We start from the raw sequence: 25,132 nt of genomic DNA, 5'->3' as shown, positions 1-25,132 counted from the left end.
ACCTTCATGATCGGCAAATTGCGCGGCATCGTTGACAGCTATGGCGAGGACTGGGTGATCCTCGACGTGCAGGGCGTGGGCTACATCGTCTATTGTTCCAGCCGCACGCTCGGCACCCTGCCTTCCCCGGGCGAGGCGACCATGCTCGCCATCGAAACCCATGTGCGCGAGGACCAGATCCGCCTGTTCGGTTTCTCCAGCGACAACGAGCGGGACTGGTTCCGCCTGCTGCAGACCGTGCAGGGCATCGGCACCAAGGTGGCGCTCGCCATTCTGTCCACGCTCAAGCCCGCTGATCTCGCCTCCGCCATCGCCCTCGGCGACAAGGGAGCCGTGGCGCGCTCTCCGGGCGTCGGTCCGAAGGTCGCCCAGCGCATCGTCACCGAGCTCAAGGACAAGGTGCCAAGCTTCGGGCATGTTCCCGCCGACGTCATCAGCCTGCAGGCCGATCTCGGCGAGCAGCGCGCCGCCGGCCCGGTCAGCGATGCGGTATCGGCCCTGGTCAATCTCGGTTACGCCCAGACCCAGGCCTCGGCCGCCGTCGCCGCCGCCTTGCGGGAAACCGGTGAAGGCGCCGAGACGGCCAAGCTCATCCGCCTCGGCCTGAAGGAATTGTCGCGATGAAGCCCACGCGCAAGAACGCCGGCGGCGAGGCGCCCAAATCCGCCCGCCTCCTGAGCGGCGATTCGCGTGACGAGGATGCGACCGACTCAAAGCTGCGCCCGCAGGACCTCGGCGAGTTCGTCGGCCAAGCCAAGGCGCGCGAAAACCTGTCCATCTTCATCGAGGCCGCTCGCAAGCGCGGCGACGCCCTCGACCATGTGCTGTTCGTCGGGCCGCCGGGCCTCGGCAAGACCACCTTGGCCCAGATCGTCTCGCGCGAACTTGGCGTCAATTTCCGCGCCACCTCCGGGCCGGTGATCGCCAAGGCCGGCGACCTCGCCGCTTTGCTCACCAATCTGGAGGAGCGCGACGTCCTGTTCATCGACGAGATCCACCGCCTCAATCCAGCGGTCGAGGAAATCCTCTACCCCGCGATGGAGGATTTCCAGCTCGACCTCATCATCGGCGAGGGACCGGCGGCGCGATCGGTGCGCATCGACCTCGCCAAGTTCACTTTGGTGGGCGCCACCACCAGGGCTGGCCTGTTGACCACGCCGCTGCGCGACCGCTTCGGTATTCCGATCCGCCTGCAGTTCTACACGGTGGAGGAGCTCGAACTGATCGTGAAGCGCGGCGGCCGGGTGATGGGCACGCCGATCGCCGAGGACGGCGCCAACGAGATCGCCCGCAGGGCTCGCGGCACCCCTCGCATCGCCGGCCGCCTGCTGCGCCGCGTGCGCGACTTCGCTTCGGTGCTCGGCGCCGAAACCATCACCAGAGCCATCGCCGACAAGGCCTTGAGCGCGTTGGAAGTCGACCAGGCCGGGCTCGATGCCATGGACAATCGCTATCTCAACCTGGTGGCGCTGAGCTTCGGCGGTGGCCCGGTGGGCATCGAGACGATCGCCGCCGCGTTATCCGAACCGCGCGACGCCATCGAGGACATCATCGAGCCCTATCTGATCCAGCAGGGCTTCCTGCAGCGTACCCCGCGCGGCCGGGTGATGACGCCGCATGCCTATCGCCATCTGGGCCTGGCGGTACCGAGTTCTACACCACCGCAAATGCCGCTGTTCGGCGACGAGGATTGACGCAACTTTTGAAAAGCAAGAGGCGGACGAGACGTCCACGGTCCCAGCCTTGACGTTGCCGTTGCAAACCTCGCAAGGTTCGTGTGGTCAACGCGTCGGCTGTGACCGCGGACATTCTGTCCGCCTCAAATACACGCAGGATCAGGCGGGTCCGAAGACCCGCCTGCAACTCAGGAATTACCGCCGTTCAACACGGTGACGGCGCGGCGGTTCTGCGACCAGCAGGAGATGTCGTTGCAGGTCGCGACCGGGCGCTCCTTGCCGTAGGAGATGGTGCGCATGCGGCCGCCGGAAATGCCCTGCGCCATCAGATAGTCGCGCACCGACTGGGCACGGCGCTGGCCGAGGGCGAAGTTGTAGTCACGCGTGCCGCGCTCGTCGGCATGGCCTTCGATGGTCACGGAGTAGCGCGGATAGGCCTTCAGCCACTGAGCCTGCTTGTTCAGCGTCTGCTGGCCCTCGGGGGTGATGTCGGACTGGTCGACCAGGAAGAGCACGCGATCGCCGACATTCACGACGAAGTCCTGCTGGCTGCCGGGCGATGCAGCACCGCCCGCTCCATAGCCGCCGCCACCGGCACCGCCGGGGCCACCGAGACCGTCGCCGGCACCCGACTTACTCTTACAGGCCGCCAGTGCGAGCACGCAGGTCAGTGCAGCGGCGAAGCGCAGTGCAGGGACCGCGCGCAGGGACGTCATCATTCCGGTTACTCCTCCGGTCGTCAGAATTGGTAAATCAGCCATAGCGAAAGCTGGTTAATCGAACGTTCTGGAAACACGGCTCGCGACGATTTCTTGGCGGTCGCGCAGCCGTCGCGCCTCACTGCAAGAGCCAAACTGCCACTATGGTTAACCAAGTGCTGATCAATTCCGGCACAATGGTGGCCCCGGCTGGGCTCAAGCGAGGCGCACCGTCATTCTCGACCACTGTCGCATTCATGTCACACATCTCCAGCGTGTGAATTGATTTATAATACCATTACTCTATGCATTTTATAGATTGACAAGGTTGATTGATTTAGTGGAGATTTGGCCAAGCTTCTCTCGACTGGAAACCGAACCCATGACGATCAAAACGCTTCGCCTGGCGCGCCTGAGGGATACGCTCGGCGTCCTCCTGGTTCTCGGCCTCGTGCTCTGGCTGATTTTCGGCGCGCTCGCCGGGGCTCGCGCTGCCGAATTGCTGAATGTCTCCTACGACCCGACGCGCGAGCTCTACAAGGAGGTCAACACGGCCTTCATCGCCGACTGGAAGGCCAAGGCTGGCGAAGATCTCACCATCAAGCAATCACATGGCGGCTCCGGCAAGCAGGCGCGCTCGGTCATCGACGGCCTCGAGGCCGATGTGGTCACCCTCGCACTGTCCGGCGACATCGACGCCATCGCCAAGGCGACCAAGAAGCTGCCCGACAATTGGCAGTCGCGCCTGCCGCATAATTCCTCGCCCTACACCTCGACCATCGTCTTCGTGGTGCGCAAGGGCAATCCCAAGGGCGTCAAGGATTGGGACGATCTGGTCAAGCCCGGCATCGCCGTGATCACGCCCAATCCCAAGACCAGCGGCGGCGCGCGCTGGAACTATCTGGCCGCCTGGAGCTATGCCTTCGACAAGAATGGCGGCGACGAGGCCAAGGCCCGCGATTTCGTGGCCGCCCTCTATCGCAACGTTCCGGTGCTCGACTCGGGCGCCCGCGGTTCCACCGTCACCTTCGCCCAGCGCGACACCGGCGACGTGCTGATCGCCTGGGAAAACGAAGCCTTCCTGACGCTGCAGGAGTTCGGCGCCGACAAATACGAGATCGTCTCGCCCTCCTCCTCCATCCTGGCCGAGCCGCCGGTCGCCATCGTCGATGCCAATGTCGACGCCAAGGGCACCCGCAAGCAGGCCGAGGCCTATCTCAACTTCCTCTACACCCCGGCCGCCCAGAAGATCATCGCCCACAATTTCTATCGGCCGATCGATGAGAAGGCCGCCGATCCGGCCGACCTCGCCCGCTTTCCCAAGCTCAAGCTGGTGACGATCGACGACGCCCGCTTCGGGGGCTGGAAGACCGCCCAGCCCAAGCATTTCGGAGATGGCGGGGTCTTCGACCAGATCTACAAGCCGCAATGAGGCAGCGCAGCAATTTTTCGGGGGCGGGTCTTCGGACCCGCCTTTTTTGTACGTGCGCCGGTTCCAGGCGGGTTTGGAGACCCACCCCCCAGGAAACCATATAACACATTATTCTTGTGGATTTTATCACATTTAACACATTGACAATGTCGATTGATTTAGTGGATATATGAAGAAGTTGTAAATTCTCCTTTCCCACTTCCAGGTTGTGAAATGAACGGCATGACCAGCCTCACCCGCCTTCGCGACACTCTTGCCGTGCTGCTGGCCCTCGGCTTCGTGCTGTGGATGACCTTCGGCGCGCCTTCGCGCGCTCACGCCGCCGAGCTCCTCAACGTCTCCTATGATGCCACGCGCGAGCTGTACAAGGAGATCAACAAGGCGTTCGCGGCGGATTGGAAGGCCAAGACGGGCGAGGACCTCACCATCAAGCAGTCCCATGCCGGTTCCGGCAAGCAGGCCCGCGCCGTCATCGACGGGCTCGACGCCGATGTGGTGACGCTGGCCCTGTCCAACGACATCGACTCCATCGCCAAGGCGACCAAGAAGATCCCGGAGAACTGGCAGTCCCGTCTGCCGCGCAATTCCACGCCCTACGCCTCCACCATCGTCTTCGTGGTGCGCAAGGGCAATCCCAAGGGCATCAAGGATTGGGGTGACCTCGTGCGCCCCGACGTTGCCGTGATCACCGGCAATCCCAAGACCGGCGGCGGCACGCGCTGGAACTATCTGGCCGCCTGGGGCTATGCCTGGGACAAGACGGGCGGCGACGAGGACAAGACGCGCGAATTCGTGGCGGCCCTCTATCGCAATGTGCCGGTACTCGACAGTGCCGCCCGCGGCGCTACCATCACCTTCGCGCAGCGCGAGGTAGGTGACGTGATGATCGCCTGGGAGAACGAGGCCTTCCTGACGCTGAAGGAATTCGGTGAGGACAAGCTCGAAGTCGTGGTTCCCTCGATCTCGATCCTGGCCGAGCCGCCGGTCAGCATCGTCGACGCCAATGTCGACGCCAAGGGCACCAGGAAGCAGGCCGAGGCCTATCTCGACTTCCTCTACACCCCGGCCGCCCAGAAGATCATCGCCCATAACGGCTATCGCGCCAGCGACGAAGCCGCCGCCGATCCGGCCGATCTCGCCCGTTTCGCCAAGCTGAAGCTGTTCACCATCTCCGACCCGCAATTCGGCGGCTGGGCCAAGGTCCAGGCCAAGCATTTCGCCGATGGTGGCATCTTCGACCAGATCTACAAGCCGAAGGGGTGAAAAACCTTCTCCCCTTGCGGGATCTGGCATTTCCTATGGAAGTGCCTTAGGTGGCGCGCAGCGCCGGACGAGGGGTCTTGCGACCTGCCCGGTACGTCTTGCGACCGCACGACGAGATAGCGCATCGTTTCACCCTTCATCCGCCCCTCCGGGGCACCTTCTCCCACAAGGGGAGAAGGAAGTCGCCCCCACCAGGAACCGCCCATGGCTCTTGCCGCCACCTTGCGAGCTCCCTTCGTCAAGCCGACCGCCCTGCCGGGCTTCGGGCTGACGCTCGGCTACACGATCTTCTATCTCAGCCTGATCGTGTTGATCCCCCTAGCCGCGCTGCTGCAGAAGGCGGCCGTACTCGGCCCTTCCGGCATCCTGGCCATTGCGGCCGAGGGACAGGTTGCCGCGGCCCTCAGGGTCACCTTCGGCATTTCCCTCATCGCCGCCCTGGTCAATGTCGTCTTCGGCGTCATCGTCGCCTGGGTGCTCGTGCGCTATGACTTCCCGGGCAAGCGCCTGGTCGACGCTGCGGTGGACCTGCCCTTTGCCCTGCCGACGGCCGTGGCGGGCCTCGCTTTGTCGAGCCTCTACGCATCCAATGGCTGGATCGGCCAGTTCTTCGCTCTTGCCGGCATCAAGGTCGCCTTCACCACCAAGGGCATCTTCGTTGCCTTGGTCTTCATCGGCCTGCCCTTCGTGGTGCGCACATTGCAGCCGGTGCTGGCCGAGATCGACAAGGAGATCGAGGAAGCTTCCGCCACGCTCGGCGCCACCCGTTTCCAGACGGTGACGCGCGTGCTGCTGCCCCCGCTGCTGCCCGCCGTGCTGACCGGCTTTGCCCTCGCTTTCGCCCGCGCCGTCGGCGAATACGGTTCGGTGATCTTCATCGCCGGCAACATTCCCTATGTTTCGGAGATCGTGCCCAGCCTGATCTTCCAGAAGCTCGAGCAGAACAAATATGCCGATGCCGCCGCCATCGCCATCATCATGCTGGCGATCTCCTTCGCCATGCTGCTGGCGATCAACCTGATCCAGGCCTGGAGCCGCAGGAGGATGGGCGATGCCTAATTCGACCTCCGAACTGGCGATCGAGCTTTATCGCGAACCGCCCGTCAGCCGTGAACATGCCGTCACCACCGAGACATCCTGGGTCCGCCGCGTGCTGATCGGCATCGCCCTGGTCTTCCTCGCAGCCTTTCTGGTGATGCCGCTGATCGAGGTGTTCTACCAGGCCTTCCGCAGCGGGGCCGCGGCCTATTTTGAATCCTTCGAGGATCCGGACACCCGCACCGCCGTGTGGATGACCGTTATCGTCGCCCTGATCGCCGTGCCGCTCAACATCGTCTTCGGGGTGATCGCGGCCTGGGCCGTAGCCAAGTTCGACTTCAAGGGCAAAAGCCTGCTCATCACCTTGATCGACCTGCCCTTCTCCGTCTCTCCGGTGGTGGCGGGCCTGGTCTTCGTGCTGCTGTTCGGCGCGCAAGGCCTGCTCGGTCCCTGGCTCTCCGCGCATCGCATCCAGATCATCTTCGCTCTGCCCGGCATCGTGCTCGCCACCATCTTCGTCACCTTTCCCTTCGTGGCGCGCGAACTCATCCCGCTGATGCAGGCCCAGGGCAAGGCCGACGAGGAAGCCGCGCTGACCCTCGGCGCCTCGCCGCTGAAAATGTTCTGGACGGTAACCATCCCCAATATCCGCTGGGGCCTGCTCTATGGCGTGCTTCTGTGCAATGCCAGGGCGATGGGCGAGTTCGGCGCGGTCTCGGTGGTGTCCGGCCACGTCATCGGCGGCACCAACACCATGCCGCTGCATATCCAGATTCTCTATGAAGGCGGAGGCTCGGCCGCGATCGCCGCCTTCGCCGTCGCTTCCCTGCTCGCAATGCTCGCGCTCGTCACTCTCGTCGCCAAGACCATCCTCGAATGGCGTTATGGCGACGAGTTGGCGCATGGCGCCAAACACTGAGGACCGTCCCATGGACATCCGCGTAACCGGCCTGACCAAGAGCTACGGCGTCTCGCCGGCCCTGCACGGCATCGACCTCGAGATCAAATCCGGCGAGCTCCTCGGCCTGCTCGGCCCCTCAGGGTCGGGCAAGACCACACTGCTGCGCATCATCGCCGGGCTGGAGCGCCCGACCACGGGCACCGTCTTCTTCGGCGCCGACGATACCGCCGGTCTCACCGTGCAGGAACGCCGGGTCGGTTTCGTGTTCCAGCATTACGCGCTGTTCCGCCATATGAGCGTGGCCGACAATGTCGCCTATGGCCTGCGCGTGCGCCCCCGGGCCAAGCGGCCGGCCGAGGCGGAGATCGTCAGGCGCGTCAACGAATTGCTCGATCTCGTGCAGCTCGGCGCCTTCGGCCAGCGTTTCCCCTCCCAGCTCTCCGGCGGCCAGCGCCAGCGCGTCGCCCTCGCCCGTGCCTTGGCTGTCGAACCCAAGGTGCTGCTGCTCGACGAGCCTTTCGGCGCCCTTGATGCCAAGGTCCGCAAGGATCTGCGCAGCTGGCTGCGCACCATCCACGACAAGACCGGCCACACCACCATCTTCGTCACCCATGACCAGGATGAGGCGCTGGAACTGTCGGACCGCATTGCCGTGCTCGACAAGGGCCGCATCGACCAGCTCGGCGTGCCCGACGAGATCTACGACCATCCGGCCACGCCCTTCATCTTCGGCTTCATCGGCGAGTCCAGCCGTGTGCCGGTGGCGATCTCGCAGGGCCGGATCCTGCTCGACGGCACGGCCCTGCCCTTCAATGCCGACGGCCTGCCGGACGGGCCGGCCAGCCTGTTCGTGCGCCCGCACGACGTTACGCCGGTCGACCCGGGCGCATCGGCTCTCAATGGGCTGATCGTGGCGCAGCGCCGCGTTGGCGCCACCCGCCGCCTCGAGGTCGCCCTCGGTACCCAGGGCACGGTGGTGGAGGTCGACACGCCGAGCCTGCGCAGCAGCGAGAACAACAAGCCGGTCGGCCTCAAACTGCTCAACGCCGCCGTTTTCGCCGCCAATGGCGAGGCCCGCTATTTCCGCGGCGCGGCCACGGAGCCTGTGGTGGTCCGCCCGAGCGCCTTCCAGCGTGCCTGAGGCCACCGATGCCGTGGGGCGGCTGTATCTCCAGTACCCTCGGCCCTACGGCGCGTGCATAGCAGGTCTGCACCGGCACGCGCAGCCGCGAGAGAGGCTTCCGCCCCTCGCAAGGATGGGTTAACGCTGGGCGGCGTTCCAAGGCAGCGGTTCCGGCGCCGGCCCATGAGGCAACGCCGTCTTTCCCGGTCAGGTGGTCATCAACTTGCTTTCGCGCTTCCGCCCCGACAATTTCATGCTGATGCTTCTGGGCGTCGTGGCGTTGGCGAGCTTCCTGCCCATTGCAGGACGGCCAGCCGAAATATTCGCAGCCCTGGCCAATGGTGCGATCGCGCTGCTCTTTTTCCTGCACGGCGCCAGGCTTTCGCGCGACACGGTGATTGCGGGCCTGTCGCACTGGCGCCTGCACCTGACCATCCTGCTCGCGACCTATGCCCTCTTTCCGGTGCTGGCGCTCGCGCTCGATTATGGCCTGGTCTCGGCGCTGACGCCGACGCTCGCCAGCGGCATCCTCTTTCTCGCCATCCTGCCCTCGACGGTGCAGTCCTCGATCGCCTTCACCTCGATAGCGGGCGGCAATGTTCCCGCTGCGGTCTGTGCGGCATCGGGCTCCAACATTCTCGGCATCTTCATCACGCCGCTGCTGGCCGGCCTGCTCTTCGCCTCGCGCGGCGTGGGCTTTTCGGGCTCGGTGCTGATCACCATCGTCACCCAGCTCCTGCTGCCCTTCGTGCTCGGCCAGGTGCTGCAGCCCTGGATCGGCGGCTTCGTGCGCCGGCACCGCTTCGTGCTTGGATTCGTCGACCGCGGCTCGATCCTGATGGTGGTGTATCTGGCCTTTTCCGAGGCCGTCACGGGCGGGCTGTGGCGGCAATTCTCGGCCACGGCCCTGCTCACCATGGTGTTCGTCGATGCCGCCCTGCTCGCTTTGGTGCTGTTGATCACCACCTATGGCAGCCGCCGTCTCGGTTTCTCCAAGGAGGACGAGATCACCATCGTGTTCTGCGGCTCCAAGAAAAGTCTGGCCACCGGCGTGCCGATGGCCACCGTGATCTTCGCCGGCCAGAACATCGGGGCCATCGTGCTGCCGCTGATGCTGTTCCACCAGATCCAGCTGATGACCTGCGCCATCCTGGCCCAGCGCTATGCCCGCCGCCTCAAGGCCCTCGCCGCGAGCAAAGAGGAAGACCCCACCGAAGATTGGCCCGAAATCGAGCCTGGCGCTCAGGAAGCGTCATCCCGCGCCAAATAAAAACCCCTCCCCGGTGATGAAACCGGGGAGGGGAACTTTCGCATTCACGAGCATCTTGCCCGTTTGTCCCGTTGTCAAACGCTGGAATTTCCAGGCGCGGGTCGGGTGTCCGTGCCTCCAGAGCTCGCTCCTTGCGTCAATTCTGCTTGAACAGATTGGTTGACCAGGCTGGATCGGAAGCAAAGCCCTGCGTCGGCACCCGCTGTTCGGGCGTGCCGAAGATCGAGGCCTGCCAGAGCTGCGGGCCTTGGCCGAGATCGCGGAACCACATCAGATAAAGGCCATTCGGCGCCCAGGTCGGGCCTTCATTGTGGAAGCCTTCGGTGATCATGCGCTCGCCCGAACCATCCGGCTTCATGATGCCGATGCCGAACTGGCCGCCCTTCTGGCGGGTGAAGGCGATCAGGTCGGAGCGGGGCGACCAGACCGGCGTGGAATAGCGGGCGCCGCCCTCGCCACTGGAGATACGCTGCTGGTTCGAGCCGTCCGCATTCATGATGTAGATCTGCTGGGTGCCGCCACGATCGGATTCGAACACGATGCGGCTGCCGTCCGGTGAATAGGAAGGCGAGGTGTCGATCGCACTGCCATTGGTGAGCTGGGTCGGCTGCTTCGACTGCAAGTTCAGCACCTGGATGGTCGAGGAACCGTTTTTCTCCAGGCTCATGATCACCTTGCGGCCGTCCGGCGAGAAGCGTGGCGAGAAGGTCATGCCCGGGAAATTGCCGACTACGCCACGCTGGCCGGTCTGGACATTGGCCAGGAAGACGCGAGGATCGGCATCGCCAAAGGACAGATAGGTGAGTTCCTGGTTGGTCGGCGAGAAGCGCGGCGTCAGCACCAGATCGGTGCCGCGGCTGAGATAGACGGTGTTGGCACCGTCCTGATCCATCACGGCCAAGCGCTTGACGCGCTTGTCCTTGGGGCCGGATTCGGAAATGAAGGCGATGCGGGTGTCAAAGGCACCGGGTTCACCCGTCACCGCCTTGAACACGGTGTTGGCGGCGATGTGGCCGAGTTGGCGCCAATTATTGGCCGAGGTCGAGAATTGCTGGCCGGCGATCTGCTTGCCCTGAGCGACGTCCCAAACACGCACCTGGATGCTCAGGCCGTTGCTCGAGGGCACGACCTGGCCGGCAACCACAACCTGGGCGTTCAGCGTCTGCCAGCTGGAGAAGTTCGGCGGCGCATTGGGACCGACTTGCTCGACAAAAGCCTTGGGATCGATCGGTTGGAACAGGCCGGAACGGCTGAGATCGTTGCTGATAACGCCGGAAAGATCGCGCCCGCCGCCATTGATGGGCATGATAGCGACGGAGACGGGCGTAACCGCTGTGCTGCCGTCGTAAGTCAACGTCATTATGTTGCTCTGCGCAACCGCCGGCACCGTTATGCCCCAAGTGGCCATGGCCAATGCGGCCATAAGAAAACGAGCCTTTTTCTGTAGTAGGGAGGCGATGGACATTCTCATCTCTCGATTTCTCGGAAAGCCTTACGTTGGGTCAAAAGCTGCCAGGCTTAACGACATAGTTGAAGACCTTCCAGGACGCGTAGAGGTCTCGTTTGAATTTCAACGGGTTATCTGCAGTGATGCAGCGCCTGACCGCGCGGGTAACGGCGCCGGCAACCGTCGGATTGCTTGCGCTGACCAATTGAGCGTCCGCGATCGTACCATCCTCATTCATATGCAGGCGGATGGTTGCGGTGTCACCGGCTCCGTCCTTACCGAAGGAAGGATTTAGGCAACTCCTGATCTGACTGTTGATCATGCTCTGCATTGCCATCTGGTCACCCATACTGAGGCGGGGCGCATTGGCATCCTGCCTGCCAGTCGTCCCGGTCTGGTTGACATTGTCGCGGGTATTGCCGGCCTTGCCAGATGGCTTGCTCGGCGTCGTGGCAGGGCCGTTGCTGGCAACCTGCTGACCTTCCTTGGCCTTACGCTTGGCCAGGATGCCGTCGATGCCATCGAGCTGCTTGGCATTCTTCGCGGCTGCAGCCTGCTTGGCTTCCTGCGCCTTCTTGTCGGCAATCGCCTTGTCGATGGCGGCCTGTCGCTCGGCGTCAGCCTTGGTCTTGGCATCGGCCAGTTGCTTCTGCTTCTCGGCTTCGGCTTTCTTGGCGGCCTCGGCTTCAGCGATCTTGCGCTGCTTCTCGGCCTCAGCCTTCTTGGCGGCCTCCGCCTCCGCGATCTTGCGCTGCTTCTCGGCTTCCGCCTTCTTGGCTGCCTCCGCCTCGGCAACCTTGCGCTGCTTGTCGGCTTCCGCCTTCTTGGCGGCTTCCGCAGCCTCGGCGAGCTTTTGCTGGCGCTCGGCTTCCGCCGCTTCCTTGGCCGCAGCCTCGGCCTTGGCGGCAAGCTCGGCGCGGGCCTGCGCCTGCGCCTTGGCGGCGGCATCGGCGGCGGCCTTGGCCTGGGCCGCCTTCGCGGCAGCGTCCGCCTTGGCCTGTGCAGCCTTGGCCGCAGCTTCGGCCTTAGCCTGTTCCTGGGCCTTGGCGGCTGCCTCGGCAGCAGCAGCAGCCTCGGCCAGCTTGGCGAGGGCCTTCGTGTCCGGTTTTGGATCGGGCTTGGGCGTCGGCGCGGGCGGCGGGGCGTCGTCGGAAGTGTCGGCGACTTCGGCATCCGGCACGTCACGTGTCGGCGGCGTCGGCGGAGCCTGCACCTGCTGCGGCGCTTCCTGCCCGCCGCCACCGCTAGCGGACGGTGTCGGATCGCCCTTCATGATCTGGTCGTATTGTTCCGGCGTGACCATGTCCACCGGGACGGCGGGGGCCGAGTCGAGCGGCTTGGCGGCCGGAAACGCGAACAGCAACGCTCCCAGCAAAATTGCATGCACCGCCGCCGAAACGGGAAGTCCATAATCACGCATCGTACTCAAACCGGCCTTTCAAACCCCAACCCCGACGTCTTCGTTCGCCCCTTCGACGTCGCCAAGCCATCCCTGTCCCTGTGTCATCCGCCTACCCATGCGGTCATCGGTCGAGACAGGGGAATGTGAATGCCCCGTTCCTAGCTCTGCGGCTGGGTCACCAGCGCGGCCTTCTTGAATCCGGCGCCGGTGATGTCGCTCATCACCTTGGCGATCTGATCCCAGCTCGCCTTGCCGTCGCCCTTGACGAAGATACGCTCATCCGCCCCAGCCCCGTTCTCCGTCATCGCCTTGAGGCGACCGAGCAGATCAGGCTCCGGCTTGTCGCTGTCGTTCAGATAGGACTGGCCGTCCGCCTTGATGGAGACGGTGATCGGGCGCTTGTCCACCGAGATGGCCTTCGCCTGGGTCTGCGGCAGATCGATATCGACGCCCTGGGTCAGCAGCGGCGCGGCGACCATGAAGATGATGAGCAACACCAGCATGACGTCGATGAACGGCGTCATGTTGATATCGGCGATCGGCGCCTTGTGACGGCGCCGGCGGCGCGTCCCGCCGCCCGAGCCGCCGGATCCTGTCGCAACACTTCCACCCATGATGCTTTCCTTGAGATGAAGGACCGAACGAGGTGACCGCTCAGGCGGCCAGGCGCTCGTCGATCTGGCGCGACAGGATGGCGGAGAATTCGTCGGCGAAGCCTTCCAGGCGAGCCTGCTGCTTGGCGACTTCCGCGTTGAACTTGTTGTAGGCGATCACCGCGGGAATGGCGGCGACCAGGCCCATCGCCGTGGCGAACAGGGCTTCGGAAATGCCGGGCGCCACCGCTGCCAGCGAGGTGTTCTTGGTGGCCGCGATCGACTGGAAGGCGGTCATGATGCCGACGACCGTGCCGAACAGGCCAATGAACGGGCTGGAGGAGCCGACGGTGGCGAGCACCAGGAGCTTGGATTCAAGACGCTCCACCTCGCGCTGAACGGTGACATCCATCACCTTCTCGATGCGCGCCTGCAGGCCGAGGAAGGAACGGCCGGGCGATTCGAGCGAGCGCTTCCATTCGCGCATGGCCGAGACGAACAGGCCGGCCATGCCGTAGTTCTGGCGCTGCGACAGCGAGCGATAGAGCTCTTCCAGGCTCTGGCCCGACCAGAACACCTGCTCGAAGCGGTTCATGGCGGCGCGCGACCGGGAAAACAGGATGGCCTTGTCGATGATGATGGCCCAGCACCAAACCGAGGCAGCCATCAGGCCCAGCATGACGATCTGGACGACCAGACCGGCATTCATGATCAATCCGAGCAGGCTCACATCGGTTACCGGAGCCAGGGCCGTCTGGGCCATATCGGCGGTCGCTTCCATTCCTTCAATTCCTCGTCCTGAGGCCGGCGGGCCAAAGCCGATCCCGAGGATCGGCGTCTTCTCAGTCTATCCGGTCCGCGGAGGATCGGCACATTCGTAGCCAGGCAGATCCGCGCAAGATCGGCCTATTCGCAACAATACTCGGCGAGTTCGATCCCGATCCTGAGCTTCAAGCCAAGATCAAGCCTGCCGAAGGCGTTTTGCTCTAGGGCGCCGCCCCGGCACACACCAAACGTTACTCGGGAAATCCACGCGCCTGATTGTGCAGAGCAACAACTCCAGGCGTCACGGGCTCCTTTTGACGTTTGAATGTGACCGCAGTGCGGCACCCCTTCCCAACCGCGATAAACGGCGGATTCCAGGCCTATTGATCATCGGTACCGTTAATGTCGGGTTACGGCCGGCTTCGATTCGCGAATTCTTATTTACGATGCGCTGCAACATTGATGGCAGCGACTTCAACGCCGGCCGATTACTGATTCCGACTGATGCGTTCCGCGATTTGAGGACAACGACCCAAACCGCAAAGAAGTGTCGAAACAAAAAGTTCGAGCCAAAAAGCGTTCACGCCTCGAGCCATCATGCTTTGGACAACACAGTGCGCAGACTCTCCGGCAGACGCTGGGGCCTGCCGTTACGGATACATACCACCAGCACCTTGGCAGTGGTCAGGACTTCCTCGCCCCGCCGGATCGACTGTTCGAGGTGCAGTGAAGGCCCGCGCACCTCGCCAGCCTTGGTCTCCACCTCGATGATGTCGTCCATCAAGGCAGGACGCAGGAATTCAACCTGGATCGAACGTACGGCGAAGGCGATTCCCTCCTCGCGGTGAAGGGCGAGTTGGTCGACGCCGAGCGCGCGGATGAACTCGGTCCGCCCGCGTTCGAAGAAGCGCAGATAATTGGCGTGGTAGACGATACCGGAGAAATCGGTGTCCTCGTAATAGACCCGAAGAGGCAGCCTGTGGCAGATATCGTTAAGCACGCCACCGAAATTTGGCGGGGTTTGCGCCTTTTCTATCATGGGGAAAGCCGTTTGTTCAAAGTTTCGCCTGACTTGACCTGTGTGGTATCGACGTGACCGGAGCATGATGCGTTGTGGTGAGAACGCGCCTTGCTCGAATGCCGAGTTTCGACCCATCCTTGCGATTTACGGCGATTCCGCCAGATCGCAGAACGCCTTGGATTGATTGCAACCGAATGAGCCGCCCTATGCTCCGCCCCGCTTCCGCCGCGCTTTTGCTGGCCGTGACCCTGGCTCTGCCCTCGGGCCCGGTGCGCGCAGCGTCGTATGACGAAGGACTGATGCCGCCCGGCAGCGTCGGGCAGGACCAGTCCGCGCAGGATAATGGCTACACGCCCGACCAGCCCTATCCGCAGCCGCCTGCCCAGGCCGCGTATCCTGCCCAAACCGAGTATGACGGCAACGTCACCGGCTCGACCGCCGAGCCCCCCCCGGCGGCCACGGCTGCGGCACCCAGCCCATCGCAAGGCGGCTATGTCGTGGCCCAGGAATCCACCATGGGCGATCTCCTCGTACGCGTACAGCGGCTGGAGGGTGAGAACCGCCGGCTGCTCGGCACCGTCGAGGATCTGCAGTCGCAGGTGCGCCGCCTCCAGGATGACATGAAGCGCCAGCAGGAAGATACCGAATATCGCCTGCAGGCCCTTGAAGGCGGTGGTGGCAAGGCGTCCGCTCCGAAGCCGGCCCCCAGCACGCCTTCGCGCCAGAAGAGCGGTCAGAACGCCCCTCCCGCCACGCAGCCCAACTCCCTGGGCAGCCTTCCCGCCGGCGGCGGCAACGACGTCGCCATGCAGGACTCCACCGGCGACGTTCCCGACCAGGCTCCGCCGCCCTCGACGCCGCGCCCGCGCAACTCCACCGTCTCCCCCGGCCTGCCGGGCATTGCCGTCGACACGTCGCGGCCGATGGCGAGCAATGAACCCAATGCCGGCGCCGAGCCGGCACCCGCAGCCCCGGCAACTCCGGAGGCCGAATACGCCGCCGACTATCGCCTGATCGAGACCCAGCGCTACGACCAGGCCGAGGCTGCCTTTCGCAACTTCATCGCCAGCCACCCCAAGGACAAGCGCGTGCCCGACGCCGTGCATTGGATCGGCGAGAGCCTCTATCAGCGCAAGCAATATACCGACGCAGCCGAGCAGTTCCTGAAGGTCACCAAGACCTACGCCAATTCCAGGCGCGCGCCGGCAAGCATGCTCAAGCTCGGCATCACATTGGCGGCCATGGGCGAGAAGGATGCGGCCTGCGCCGCGCTTCAGGCCGTCGGCAGCAAATATCCCAAGGCCGGCCCGACCATTCTCAGTGGTGCCGATCGCGAGATCAAGAAGAACGCCTGCAAGGTCGGGTGATCCCGGCCTTCGACGTCCGGGACACCGCCATGGCGGATGCCGGTCGTGCATCCGGGAGCTGAGCCTTGTCCGCACCCATTGCCTTGGGAGAGCTTCGCACCCTCTTTGCCGATTTCGGCAATCGTACTCATGTCCTCCTCGCGGTCTCGGGGGGCGCTGATTCCACTGCCCTCATGCTGCTGGCCGCACGCTGGCACGAGCAAAACCCGCAAACCCACCTGACCGTCGCAAGCATCGACCATGCCCTGCGTCCCGAAAGCGCAGAGGAATGCCGTATCGTTGCCATGAGGGCCGCGGAACTCGGCCTGCTCTGCATCATCAAGCGCTGGGAGGGCGACAAGCCGGCCGCACGCCTGCAGGAAGCAGCCCGCAACGCCCGCTATGCCCTGCTGGCAGAAGCCGCGACCGAAATCGGAGCGGATACGATCGCCACGGCCCATACGCTCGACGACCAGGCCGAAACCGTGCTGATGCGCCTGATGCACGGCTCTGCCGTCGACGGCCTGGCCGCGATGCGCCCCGTCATGCCTCTGGCTGGTCTCAGCCTCATCCGCCCCCTGCTCGGCACGACCCGAGCCCGGCTGGTGGCGACCCTGCAGGCCGCCGACATGGCCTGGCTCGAGGACCCGTCCAATCGCAATGCCCGATTCGAGCGCGTACGCCTGCGCGCCCTTCTCGCCCAGCTTGCCCCGCTCGGCCTCGATCCGGAGCGCCTGGGCCTGCTCGCCCGCCGGGCCGCACGCAGCAGCGACGCGCTGGAAGCCATCGCGGCCGAGCGTTTCGAGGTTCTGGTCCGTCGGGAGCAAGACTGCCTGCAGCTCGACGGCCGCGGCCTTGCGGCCTGCCCCGCCGATATCAGGCTGCGCATCCTGGAGCGGGCAGTGCTCGAGATGCGGGACAGAAACGCGGGATCGGCCTATGGCCTGCGCCTCGAACGCCTGGAGGCACTGGCGGCGGCGCTCGACCAGGTTCTCGGCCAAGCTCTCGACCAACCTCTCGACCCGGGCGACGGCCAGGGCGGCCCCTGGCAGCGCAGCCTCGGCGGCACCCTGCTGCGGCTGGACAAGTCCGGCAATCTCCAAGTCGCCCGCGAGCCTGAACGCCGACGCGGCATCACGAAAACCAAGATGTAGAAATTGTCATTTTCCGCCAGCCTTGCCCTAGAAGCGGCAAAATAATGGCCTATTTCAAGAAATTAGCGGCGCATGCGCCACTCGAATCTTCACCGTGACAAGCCCTCGGCACTTCTGTAAGGGAGCGCAGGGCTATCTATCCCACGGGCTTGCCTTGGCATTTGGCTCGCCTGTGCCTATTTTAGCCGCGATATGCTGTGGCGTCTCCTGCAGAAGGCAGGCCGTCCGCCGCGAAAGGCGAGAGATGAACGCGAACTTCCGAAATTTTGCGCTTTGGGTGATTGTCGTGCTGCTGCTGCTGGCACTTTTCACCCTGTTCCGGCAGACGGGCAGCCAGAGCGCCGCCGCCGACGGCTCGATCTCCTATTCGGAATTGGTGAAGTCCGCCAAGGAAGGCAAAATCAAGGATGTCACCATCCAGGGCAGCGAGCTCAAGGGCACCTACGTCAATGGTGGCACGGGCTTCACCACCCAATTGCCCAATGATCCGAATCTGGCCAAGACGCTGAACGACCTCAACGTGCAGGTCAGCGCTGCCCCGCCCGCCGAGACGCCATGGCTCCTGCAGCTGTTGCTGCAGGCCCTGCCGATCCTGGCGCTGATCGGCGTGTGGATCTTCCTGTCCCGCCAGATGCAGGGCGCCGGCGGCAAGGCCATGGGCTTCGGCAAGTCCAAGGCCAAGCTGCTGACCGAGGCCCATGGCCGCGTCACCTTCGATGACGTCGCCGGCATCGACGAGGCCAAGGAGGACCTGCAGGAAATCGTCGAGTTCCTGCGCGATCCCCAGAAGTTCCAGCGCTTGGGCGGTCGCATTCCGCGCGGCGTGCTGCTGGTCGGGCCTCCCGGCACCGGCAAGACGCTGACGGCGCGTGCCGTCGCCGGCGAAGCCAATGTGCCTTTCTTCACCATTTCAGGCTCCGATTTCGTCGAGATGTTCGTGGGCGTCGGCGCCAGCCGCGTGCGCGACATGTTCGAGCAGGCCAAGAAGAATGCGCCCTGCATCATCTTCATCGACGAAATCGACGCCGTCGGCCGCCATCGTGGCGCGGGCCTCGGCGGCGGCAATGACGAGCGCGAGCAGACCCTCAACCAGTTGCTGGTCGAGATGGACGGCTTCGAGACCAACGAAGGCATCATCATCATCGCGGCGACCAACCGCCCCGACGTGCTCGATCCTGCCTTGCTGCGTCCCGGCCGCTTCGACCGCCAGATCGTGGTCTCCAATCCCGATCTGTCGGGCCGCGAAAAGATCCTGCGCGTGCATGTGCGCAAGGTGCCGCTCGCTCCCGACGTCGACCTGAAGATCATCGCCCGCGGCACGCCCGGCTTCTCCGGCGCGGACCTGATGAACCTGGTCAACGAGGCGGCCCTGCTCGCCGCGCGCCGCAACAAGCGCATGGTCACCCATCTCGAGTTCGAGGACGCCAAGGACAAGATCCTGATGGGTGCCGAGCGCAAGACCATGGCGATGTCGGAAGAGGAAAAGCGCCTCACCGCCTATCATGAGGCGGGCCATGCCATCGTTGGCCTCAACGTGCCCAAGGGCATCCCGGTGCACAAGGCTACGATCATCCCGCGTGGCCGCGCACTCGGCATGGTGAAGTTCCTGCCCGAGGGCGATCGCTACTCGATGAAATATATCGAGTTCACCTCCCAGCTCGCCGTCGCCATGGGTGGCCGCGTGGCCGAGGAGATGATCTTCGGCAAGGAGAACATCACCTCCGGCGCCGCGGGCGACATCGAGCAGGCCACCCGCATGGCAAAGGCCATGGTCACCCGCTACGGCTATTCGGACGAGCTCGGCACCGTGATGTATGGCGAGAACCAGGACGAGGTTTTCCTCGGCATGTCCATGGGCCGCACGCAGAGCGTGTCCGAAGCGACGTCCCAGAAGATCGACGCCGAAGTGCGCCGCCTGATCAACCAGGGCTGGGACGACGCCAAGCACATCCTCACCGAAAAGCGGGACGACCTCGAAGCCCTGGCCCAGGCGCTGCTCGAATATGAGACGCTGACCGGCGACGAGATCCGCGACCTGCTCGACGGCAAGCCGCCATCCCGCGATCCGCTGGAGGAGCCCCAGACGACGCGCGGCTCGGCCATCTCTGCCGGCAAGCCGCGCCGCCCGCCGCCGCAGCCGGAAGGCGGCATGGAGCCTGCTCCTTCGGCCTGAGAGCCAAGGATATCCAATATTGATGGAGGCCGGTCGCGAGACCGGCCTTTTCATGTTGTGGGTGCCTCCAGCAGGGATCGGCCCGCAGCATCCTGATGGATGCCAAGCTGGCGCAAATCGCAGAGGCAGCCGGCAAATCCTTTCCAATGGTGTCACCAGCGAAACAACGCCTCTCCTCGCCTCGAATTGCCACTGTTCAGCTTCAGGGCGGTAAACTATGCAGCAATGTCGCAGTGCCTCTGCAGGCCTAGCGGCGACCTCCTCCAGCCCAGCCGCCCAGGCGGCAGACAGAGACCGTCCCATGCTGAAATATCTCGCCGGCGCCGCCGCGCTTGCCCTCTTCGCCGCATCGCCCGCCGCGGCGCAGAGCTGCGCGCAGAACCTCAAGACTTCCGGCGTTCCCCTGCTCACCGGCCTGACCTACTCGACCTGGGCCGTCTTTCCCAAGGTCGCTCCCGCCAAGGCCCTCGACAATGTCGGCCGCGCCTTGTCCGCCGAAGGCATCGATGTCGTCAGTGTCGACAAGCGGGCCGGCGTACTGATCGCCGACCAGGACAGCGCCAACAACGGCCGTCTCCAGACCATCCGCGTCACCGCCCGCAAGGCCGGCGGCGGCACCCGCATCGATCTGCAATTCCATGTGCAGGCCGGCCAGATCGCCACCCAGGACGCCCTGCGCTCCCATATCTGCCGCGTCGTGAACGCTGCGGGCCGTTAGCATGTGTGGCACCGGGCCCGTTTGCCGGACCGCGGGGCTGGACACGGGGTTTTGATGATCCGCGCATGATTTCCGCCTCATTCGCCGGCCACTCTCCGTCAACCGAAGCCGGCACGAGGGGGCATCGATGACGATTGCGGTCGAACGGCGCGCTTTTCTCCGTCTCGTCGGAGCGGGAGCCGTCATCACCTTTGCGCCCAAGGCCTTTGCCCATCACGGCTGGTCATGGGCCGAAGGCGAACAGATGGAATTGAAGGGCACCATCAAGGCGGTTTCGATGGCTCCGCCCCATCCTTCGCTGGACGTCACCGCCGAGGACGGCGTGCTTTGGCGGGTCGACCTCGCCAATCCCGGCCAGACGCAACGCTCCGGCTTTAGCGACGACACCGCCAGGCCGGGCGACACGGTCACGGTGCTGGGCAACCGCGCCAAGGATCGCAGCAAGGCCTGGATGAAGGCCGTGCGCGTCACCATCGCCGGCAAGAATTACGACATGTATCCCGATCGGATCCAGACACGCTGAACCCGGCGGCCCGCCATGTTGGAAGTTCTCGCTGCCTGGCCAGGCGCGGTGCTGCTGCGCGAGACACCCACGGCCTATATCTTCGTCAATGCCGGGCATATTCTCGGTATCGGCCTGTTGCTCGGCGCCATCCTGCCACTCGATCTGCGGCTTGCCGGATTATGGCCCGCGGTGCCGATCGCGGTCATCGGGCCGTTCCTGACACGCGTGGCCGCCATTGGCCTCGGGCTCACCCTTGCCTGCGGCCTGTGGCTGTTCAGCGTGCGCCCAGGGCATTATGCCGATAATGCCGCCTTTCAGGGCAAGCTCGTTCTGCTCATGCTGGCCCTGATCAATGTCGGCCTCCAGCACAGTCGCCCGGCCTTCCGCGCTGCGCTCGCCGGCGGGCCGTTGGCTGCCAGCGTGCGGGTATCGGCCCTAGGTTCAGCCTTGCTCTGGCTCTCGGTGCTGGTGACCGGGCGCTGGATCGGTTTCCTGTAGCCGACCTCGCTCAGGCTGCATCCCTGAATTGCAGCTGCGCCAGCCGCGCATACAGGCCACCGCGCGCCACCAGGGCTTCGTGCGTGCCCTCTTCGACGATGCGACCGTCATCGAGCACGATGATGCGATCGGCGGCCTGTACCGTGGCCAGACGATGGGCGATCACCAGTGTGGTACGCTCGGTCATCAGGCCATCGAGGGCCGCCTGGACCGCCTTCTCGCTCTCGGAATCGAGTGCGGAGGTCGCCTCGTCGAGCAGAAGCACGGGGGCATCCTTGAGGATGGCGCGAGCGATGGCGATGCGTTGGCGCTGGCCGCCCGACAGTGTCACGCCGCGTTCGCCGATCGGGGTGTCATAGCCCTGCGGCATGGCGCGGATGAAGCCGTCGGCGGCGGCCAGGCGGGCCGCCTCCTCCACCTCGGCATCGCTGGCATCGGGGCGGCCGAAGCGGATATTGTCGCGGGCGGTCGCCGCGAAGACCACCGGGTCCTGCGCCACCACGGCGATGCGCTGGCGCACGCGCTTGGGGTCGGCCTGCGGCAATGCCACCCCGTCCAGCCTCACGTGCCCGAACTGGGGATCGTAATAGCGCAGCAGGAGCTGGAACAGCGTGCTCTTGCCCGCGCCGGACGGTCCGACGATGGCAACCGTCTCGCCCGCCTTCACGGCAAGATCGACATCGTGCAGCACCGGCTTGTCGGGCTGGGCGGGATAGGCGAAGGTCACGCCCTCGAAGGCGACGGCGCCGCGCGCCGGCTCGGGGAGGGCAAGCGGCCGGGCGGGCGCCGAGATCGCCGGCTTTTCGCTGAGAAGCTCGCCCAGGCGCTCTGCGGCGCCGGCCGCCTGCACGATTTCCGCCCAGACCTGGCCGAGCTCCGAAAGGGCGCCGGCGCCGAACACCGCATAAAGCACGAATTGCGACAAGGTGCCGGCTGTCATCGTGCCGGCGACCACGTCATGGGCACCGAGCCAGAGCACGCCGACCACCGAGGCGAACACCAGGAACAGTGCGATCGCCGTCAGCATCGCGCGCGAGCGGGTCGAGGTCGCGGCAGCCTGGTAGGCATTTTCCACTTCACCCGAGAAACGCCCGATGGCCAGCCGTTCGGCCGTGAAGGCCTGCACCACGCGCATCGCGCCGATGATCTCGCTGGCATAGGCGGAGGCGTTGGCCAGCGTGTCCTGCGCCTTGCGCGAGCGCGTGCGCACGGACCGGCCGAAGGCGACCAGCGGCAGCACGATCAGCGGAATGGCGATCAGCACCAGCGCCGAAAGCTTGGGGCTGGTCCACACCATCATCACCACGGCGCCGGCAAACAGGAAGAGGTTACGCAGGGCAACGGAAGCGGAGGAGCCGAAAGCCGCCTTGATCTGCGTGGTGTCCGCCGTGAGGCGCGAGAGCACTTCGCCAGTCTTGACCGTGTCGAAGAACAGGGGCGAAAGCTGGGTGAGATGGGCAAAGACGGCGGTACGGACATCTGCGACCACGCGCTCGCCGAGGGTCATCACCAGATAATAACGGGCCGCACTGGCCAAGGCGAGAATCAGCACCACGCCTGTCATGGCCAGGAAGTAGGAATTGATGGCGGCGGCATGTCCCACCGAGAAGCCGAAATCGATCATGCGGCGCATGGCGACCGGCACCACCAGCGTTGCCGCCGCCGCCACCGTCAAAGCCAGGAAAGCCAGCACGATGCGGCCGCGATAGGCCAGGGCATAAGGTGCCAGCGCCGTCAAAGGGCGCAGAGACCGGCTGTTCCTGGCGGTTTCCGCGGTATTATCTCGGATTTTCGGGTCAGTTTCCGTGGCCACGTACTATTCTTCCTTTCGAGCGCGCGGGACAATGCCCCGCTGTGGGCGCGGCTGCAATCGCACCGGCCCAAACCGCTTCAGTTTGCCGCGCTCACCATATTATCGCGCAGTGCAAAAAAGCGCTTGACTGCGACGGCTGAGAGGCGCAAGTCGCGATTGTTCCGGCCTTTGGATTTATTCCAAAGGAATCGTCCTGGCCGGGCCCCACGAGATCAACGAGATCATGCCAAGCGACAGTAGCAGTCGAATGTTCGCGCCGTTGACGGCCTGTAAGGACTGACCGCTCGCGGGCTCGTCCTTCCGGCCGGCAACGGCCGAGAGGAAGGAAGAGCCATGGAAGACCTGGCTGAAAAGACCGTTGACGTCGCCGACCGCGACATCCTCGAGGTGTGCCTTGGCCTCGAGCACGTAGCCGACATCGTCGAACTGCTCAATGAGCAGGAGATCGAGGAACAGGCTTATGTCCTCGTACACCTGCCCGACGAGCGGGCGATCGAAGTGCTCGACCAGCCGGGCCTGGACGATCCGGCGGCGTTGATCGAGGCCCTTCCTGCCGAACGGGCCCTCAAGCTGATGGCCGGCATGTCCTCGGACCGTGTGGCGGATGTCTTCCGCTACATGAACGATCCGCCGCGCACCGATCTGCTCAACCGGCTCGATCCCGAGACCCGCGCCTCGCTCGACAGGCTGCTGTCCTACCCCGAGGACACCGCCGGCGCACTGATGACCACCGAATTCGTGTCCGTGCCCTCGTCCTGGACGGTGGAGCAGACGCTGGATCACATCCGCCGGGTCGAGCGCACGCGCGAGACGATCTATTCGGTCTATGTCCTCGACCCCAAGACCCGCCAGCTCCTGAAAGCCGTGGCGCTGCGCCGGCTGATCACGGCCGATCCCAAATCCTCGGTGCTGACGGCCGCCCGTTTCGACAAGCCGATCACCGTCGCCCCCACGGCCGACCGCGAGGAAGTGGCAAGGCTGATCGCCAAATACGACCTCCTGGCCGTGCCGGTTGTCGACGACAGCATGCATGTCATCGGCATCTGCACCTTCGACGACATCATCGACGCCATCGTGGCCGAAGGCACCGAGGACGCCCAGAAGTTCGGCGGCATGGAGGCACTTGACGACCCCTATGACCAGATCGGCTTCTGGTCGATGATCAAGAAGCGTGCCGGCTGGCTGTCCGTGCTGCTGCTCGGCGAGATGCTCACGGCGAGCGCCATGCAATTTTTCGAGGGCGAACTCGAGAAGGCGGTGGTGCTCACCCTGTTCATCCCGCTCATCATGTCTTCGGGCGGCAATTCCGGCTCGCAGGCAACCTCCCTGCTCATCCGCGCCCTGGCGCTGAGCGAGGTGAAGCTGAAGGACTGGTGGCGGGTGGCCCTGCGCGAGCTGCCCACCGGCGTCGTGCTCGGCGCCATCCTTGGCCTGATCGGCATCGTGCGCATCGTGGTCTGGCAGAAGGCCGGCTTCTACGATTACGGGCCGCATTGGGCCCTGCTGGCCCTGACCATCGGCTGCGCCCTCACGGCGATCGTCACCTTCGGCTCGCTCACCGGCTCCATGCTGCCCTTCATCCTCAAGAAGGTCGGCTTCGACCCCGCCAGCGCCTCCGCTCCGCTGGTCGCGACCCTGGTCGATGTGACCGGGCTCGTCATCTACTTCACCGTTGCCCTGGTCATTCTGAGAGGAACGTTGCTGTAGACGGTGCAGAAAGGTGATTTCCGCATGTGAGAAATGCGGGGCCAGTGCTTGTATCCGGACCGAAATTGCGCTATCGAGCCGCCCACTCATTCGAATTTGACTTGTCCGACCGGGGTAGCGCTCCGGCACAGAGCAGGATTTGACCCCATGAAGGCCGACATTCATCCCGACTACCACAAGATCAAGGTTGTCTTCGTCGACGGCACCGAGTTCTACACCCATTCGACCTGGGGCAAGGAAGGCGACACCCTTCAGCTCGACATCGACCCCAAGACCCATCCGGCCTGGACCGGCGGTTCGCAGCAGCTTCTCGACCGCGCCGGCCGCGTGTCGAAGTTCAACCAGCGCTTCGCTGGCATCAGCTTCAAGCGCTGAGCACGAACATTCGGATATCGACGCAGGCGGGCCTTCGGGCCCGCTTTTGTTTTGGGCTGTCTTGGTTATGGGAGGCGGGTTTTCAGACCCGCCCTGCTCTCTCATCGAGCCTCGTGTCTCCAGGCGGATCCGAAGATCCGCCCCACACACAAAAAGAAGCCGCGATAAGATATCGCGGCTTGTCCAAGTCGAAACAGGGAGGCGTCAAACAGAG

23 protein-coding genes are annotated in these 25,132 nt (G+C 64.5%); 16 read left to right on the top strand and 7 right to left on the bottom strand.

Annotated elements, in window-relative coordinates:
- Positions 1-6 precede the first annotated feature (6 nt).
- Both ruvA and ruvB read left to right on the top strand, forming a co-directional pair.
- Entirely contained in the window at positions 7-624 is a 618-nt protein-coding gene (gene ruvA, locus ACTJKX_RS26310) for a Holliday junction branch migration protein RuvA (RefSeq protein WP_440727027.1), read from the top strand.
- The gene (ruvB, locus tag ACTJKX_RS26305; RefSeq protein WP_311939972.1) at positions 621-1,694 is read left to right on the top strand and encodes a Holliday junction branch migration DNA helicase RuvB; all 1,074 of its coding nucleotides are present in this window, start codon (positions 621-623) and stop codon (positions 1,692-1,694) included. The genes ruvA and ruvB overlap by 4 nt, the downstream gene beginning before the upstream one ends.
- A gap of 170 nt (positions 1,695-1,864) precedes the next feature.
- Here the strand turns inward: ruvB and pal are convergent, their stop codons facing one another.
- Complete coding sequence (gene pal / locus ACTJKX_RS26300) at positions 1,865-2,395, bottom strand: peptidoglycan-associated lipoprotein Pal (RefSeq protein ID WP_068285675.1); 531 nt, start codon at positions 2,393-2,395, stop codon at positions 1,865-1,867.
- Positions 2,396-2,756: 361 nt separating this feature from the next.
- Here pal and ACTJKX_RS26295 point away from each other — a divergent pair, with 361 nt between their 5' ends.
- From ACTJKX_RS26295 to ACTJKX_RS26270, 6 genes are all read left to right on the top strand, one after another.
- Positions 2,757-3,806 (top strand): sulfate ABC transporter substrate-binding protein, encoded by a 1,050-nt coding sequence (locus ACTJKX_RS26295; protein WP_440727026.1) that lies wholly within the window; start codon positions 2,757-2,759, stop codon positions 3,804-3,806.
- 222 nt (positions 3,807-4,028) lie between these two features.
- Positions 4,029-5,069, top strand: a complete 1,041-nt coding sequence (locus ACTJKX_RS26290; RefSeq protein ID WP_376717719.1) for a sulfate ABC transporter substrate-binding protein — start codon at positions 4,029-4,031, stop codon at positions 5,067-5,069.
- Between the two features lie 204 nt (positions 5,070-5,273).
- The gene (cysT, locus tag ACTJKX_RS26285; protein ID WP_311939975.1) at positions 5,274-6,128 is read left to right on the top strand and encodes a sulfate ABC transporter permease subunit CysT; all 855 of its coding nucleotides are present in this window, start codon (positions 5,274-5,276) and stop codon (positions 6,126-6,128) included.
- The gene (gene cysW, locus ACTJKX_RS26280; protein ID WP_311939976.1) at positions 6,121-7,026 is read left to right on the top strand and encodes a sulfate ABC transporter permease subunit CysW; all 906 of its coding nucleotides are present in this window, start codon (positions 6,121-6,123) and stop codon (positions 7,024-7,026) included. The genes cysT and cysW overlap by 8 nt, the downstream gene beginning before the upstream one ends.
- Positions 6,992-8,149 (top strand): sulfate/molybdate ABC transporter ATP-binding protein, encoded by a 1,158-nt coding sequence (locus tag ACTJKX_RS26275; RefSeq protein WP_415086443.1) that lies wholly within the window; start codon positions 6,992-6,994, stop codon positions 8,147-8,149. Before cysW ends, ACTJKX_RS26275 begins: the two co-directional genes overlap by 35 nt.
- 235 nt (positions 8,150-8,384) lie before the next feature.
- A complete protein-coding gene (locus ACTJKX_RS26270; protein ID WP_440727038.1) occupies positions 8,385-9,401 on the top strand; it encodes a bile acid:sodium symporter family protein in 1,017 nt (338 codons plus the stop codon).
- A 136-nt stretch (positions 9,402-9,537) separates the two neighbouring features.
- On the opposite strand, the gene tolB is transcribed toward ACTJKX_RS26270, so the two are convergent.
- The 5 genes from tolB to ybgC all read right to left on the bottom strand — a co-directional run bounded on the left by tolB (position 9,538) and on the right by ybgC (position 14,647).
- Positions 9,538-10,872, bottom strand: a complete 1,335-nt coding sequence (gene tolB / locus ACTJKX_RS26265) for a Tol-Pal system beta propeller repeat protein TolB (protein ID WP_440727025.1) — start codon at positions 10,870-10,872, stop codon at positions 9,538-9,540.
- A 31-nt stretch (positions 10,873-10,903) separates the two neighbouring features.
- Positions 10,904-12,268: a cell envelope integrity protein TolA gene (tolA, locus tag ACTJKX_RS26260; protein ID WP_394313025.1), complete on the bottom strand. Its 1,365-nt coding sequence runs from the start codon at positions 12,266-12,268 to the stop codon at positions 10,904-10,906.
- A 140-nt stretch (positions 12,269-12,408) separates the two neighbouring features.
- On the bottom strand, positions 12,409-12,864 hold the full coding sequence (locus ACTJKX_RS26255) for an ExbD/TolR family protein (RefSeq protein WP_311939984.1): 456 nt from the start codon (positions 12,862-12,864) through the stop codon (positions 12,409-12,411).
- A 40-nt stretch (positions 12,865-12,904) separates the two neighbouring features.
- Positions 12,905-13,624: a protein TolQ gene (gene tolQ / locus ACTJKX_RS26250; protein WP_068285660.1), complete on the bottom strand. Its 720-nt coding sequence runs from the start codon at positions 13,622-13,624 to the stop codon at positions 12,905-12,907.
- Positions 13,625-14,203: 579 nt separating this feature from the next.
- Entirely contained in the window at positions 14,204-14,647 is a 444-nt protein-coding gene (ybgC, locus tag ACTJKX_RS26245; protein WP_376717721.1) for a tol-pal system-associated acyl-CoA thioesterase, read from the bottom strand.
- A gap of 188 nt (positions 14,648-14,835) precedes the next feature.
- Between ybgC and ybgF the strand changes: the two genes are divergently transcribed.
- The 6 genes from ybgF to ACTJKX_RS26215 all read left to right on the top strand — a co-directional run bounded on the left by ybgF (position 14,836) and on the right by ACTJKX_RS26215 (position 21,023).
- Entirely contained in the window at positions 14,836-15,996 is a 1,161-nt protein-coding gene (gene ybgF, locus ACTJKX_RS26240; RefSeq protein ID WP_367625442.1) for a tol-pal system protein YbgF, read from the top strand.
- 65 nt (positions 15,997-16,061) lie between these two features.
- Positions 16,062-17,129, top strand: a complete 1,068-nt coding sequence (gene tilS / locus ACTJKX_RS26235; protein ID WP_440727024.1) for a tRNA lysidine(34) synthetase TilS — start codon at positions 16,062-16,064, stop codon at positions 17,127-17,129.
- A 244-nt stretch (positions 17,130-17,373) separates the two neighbouring features.
- On the top strand, positions 17,374-19,302 hold the full coding sequence (ftsH, locus tag ACTJKX_RS26230; protein ID WP_311939993.1) for an ATP-dependent zinc metalloprotease FtsH: 1,929 nt from the start codon (positions 17,374-17,376) through the stop codon (positions 19,300-19,302).
- A gap of 301 nt (positions 19,303-19,603) precedes the next feature.
- On the top strand, positions 19,604-20,020 hold the full coding sequence (locus ACTJKX_RS26225; protein WP_367625440.1) for a hypothetical protein: 417 nt from the start codon (positions 19,604-19,606) through the stop codon (positions 20,018-20,020).
- 127 nt (positions 20,021-20,147) lie between these two features.
- Positions 20,148-20,543: a DUF6152 family protein gene (locus tag ACTJKX_RS26220; RefSeq protein ID WP_440727023.1), complete on the top strand. Its 396-nt coding sequence runs from the start codon at positions 20,148-20,150 to the stop codon at positions 20,541-20,543.
- Between the two features lie 15 nt (positions 20,544-20,558).
- Positions 20,559-21,023, top strand: coding sequence for a DUF6644 family protein (locus ACTJKX_RS26215; protein WP_440727022.1), 465 nt, complete (start codon positions 20,559-20,561; stop codon positions 21,021-21,023).
- A 10-nt stretch (positions 21,024-21,033) separates the two neighbouring features.
- On the opposite strand, the gene ACTJKX_RS26210 is transcribed toward ACTJKX_RS26215, so the two are convergent.
- Positions 21,034-22,812 carry an ABC transporter transmembrane domain-containing protein gene (locus ACTJKX_RS26210; RefSeq protein WP_440727037.1) on the bottom strand — a complete coding sequence of 593 codons (1,779 nt, stop codon included), beginning with the start codon at positions 22,810-22,812 and terminating at the stop codon, positions 21,034-21,036.
- A gap of 357 nt (positions 22,813-23,169) precedes the next feature.
- Between ACTJKX_RS26210 and mgtE the strand changes: the two genes are divergently transcribed.
- Positions 23,170-24,543, top strand: coding sequence for a magnesium transporter (gene mgtE / locus ACTJKX_RS26205; RefSeq protein ID WP_311940002.1), 1,374 nt, complete (start codon positions 23,170-23,172; stop codon positions 24,541-24,543).
- 147 nt (positions 24,544-24,690) lie between these two features.
- Positions 24,691-24,918, top strand: a complete 228-nt coding sequence (gene rpmE, locus ACTJKX_RS26200; RefSeq protein WP_068285651.1) for a 50S ribosomal protein L31 — start codon at positions 24,691-24,693, stop codon at positions 24,916-24,918.
- Positions 24,919-25,132: the final 214 nt, after the last annotated feature.

It is taken from the genome of Labrys sp. 22185 (genome assembly GCF_052045555.1).
Lineage (GTDB): Bacteria > Pseudomonadota > Alphaproteobacteria > Rhizobiales > Labraceae > Labrys > Labrys neptuniae.
The sequence above is the reverse complement of the archived record's forward strand: the minus strand, read 5'-3'. Positions and strand labels throughout refer to the sequence as shown.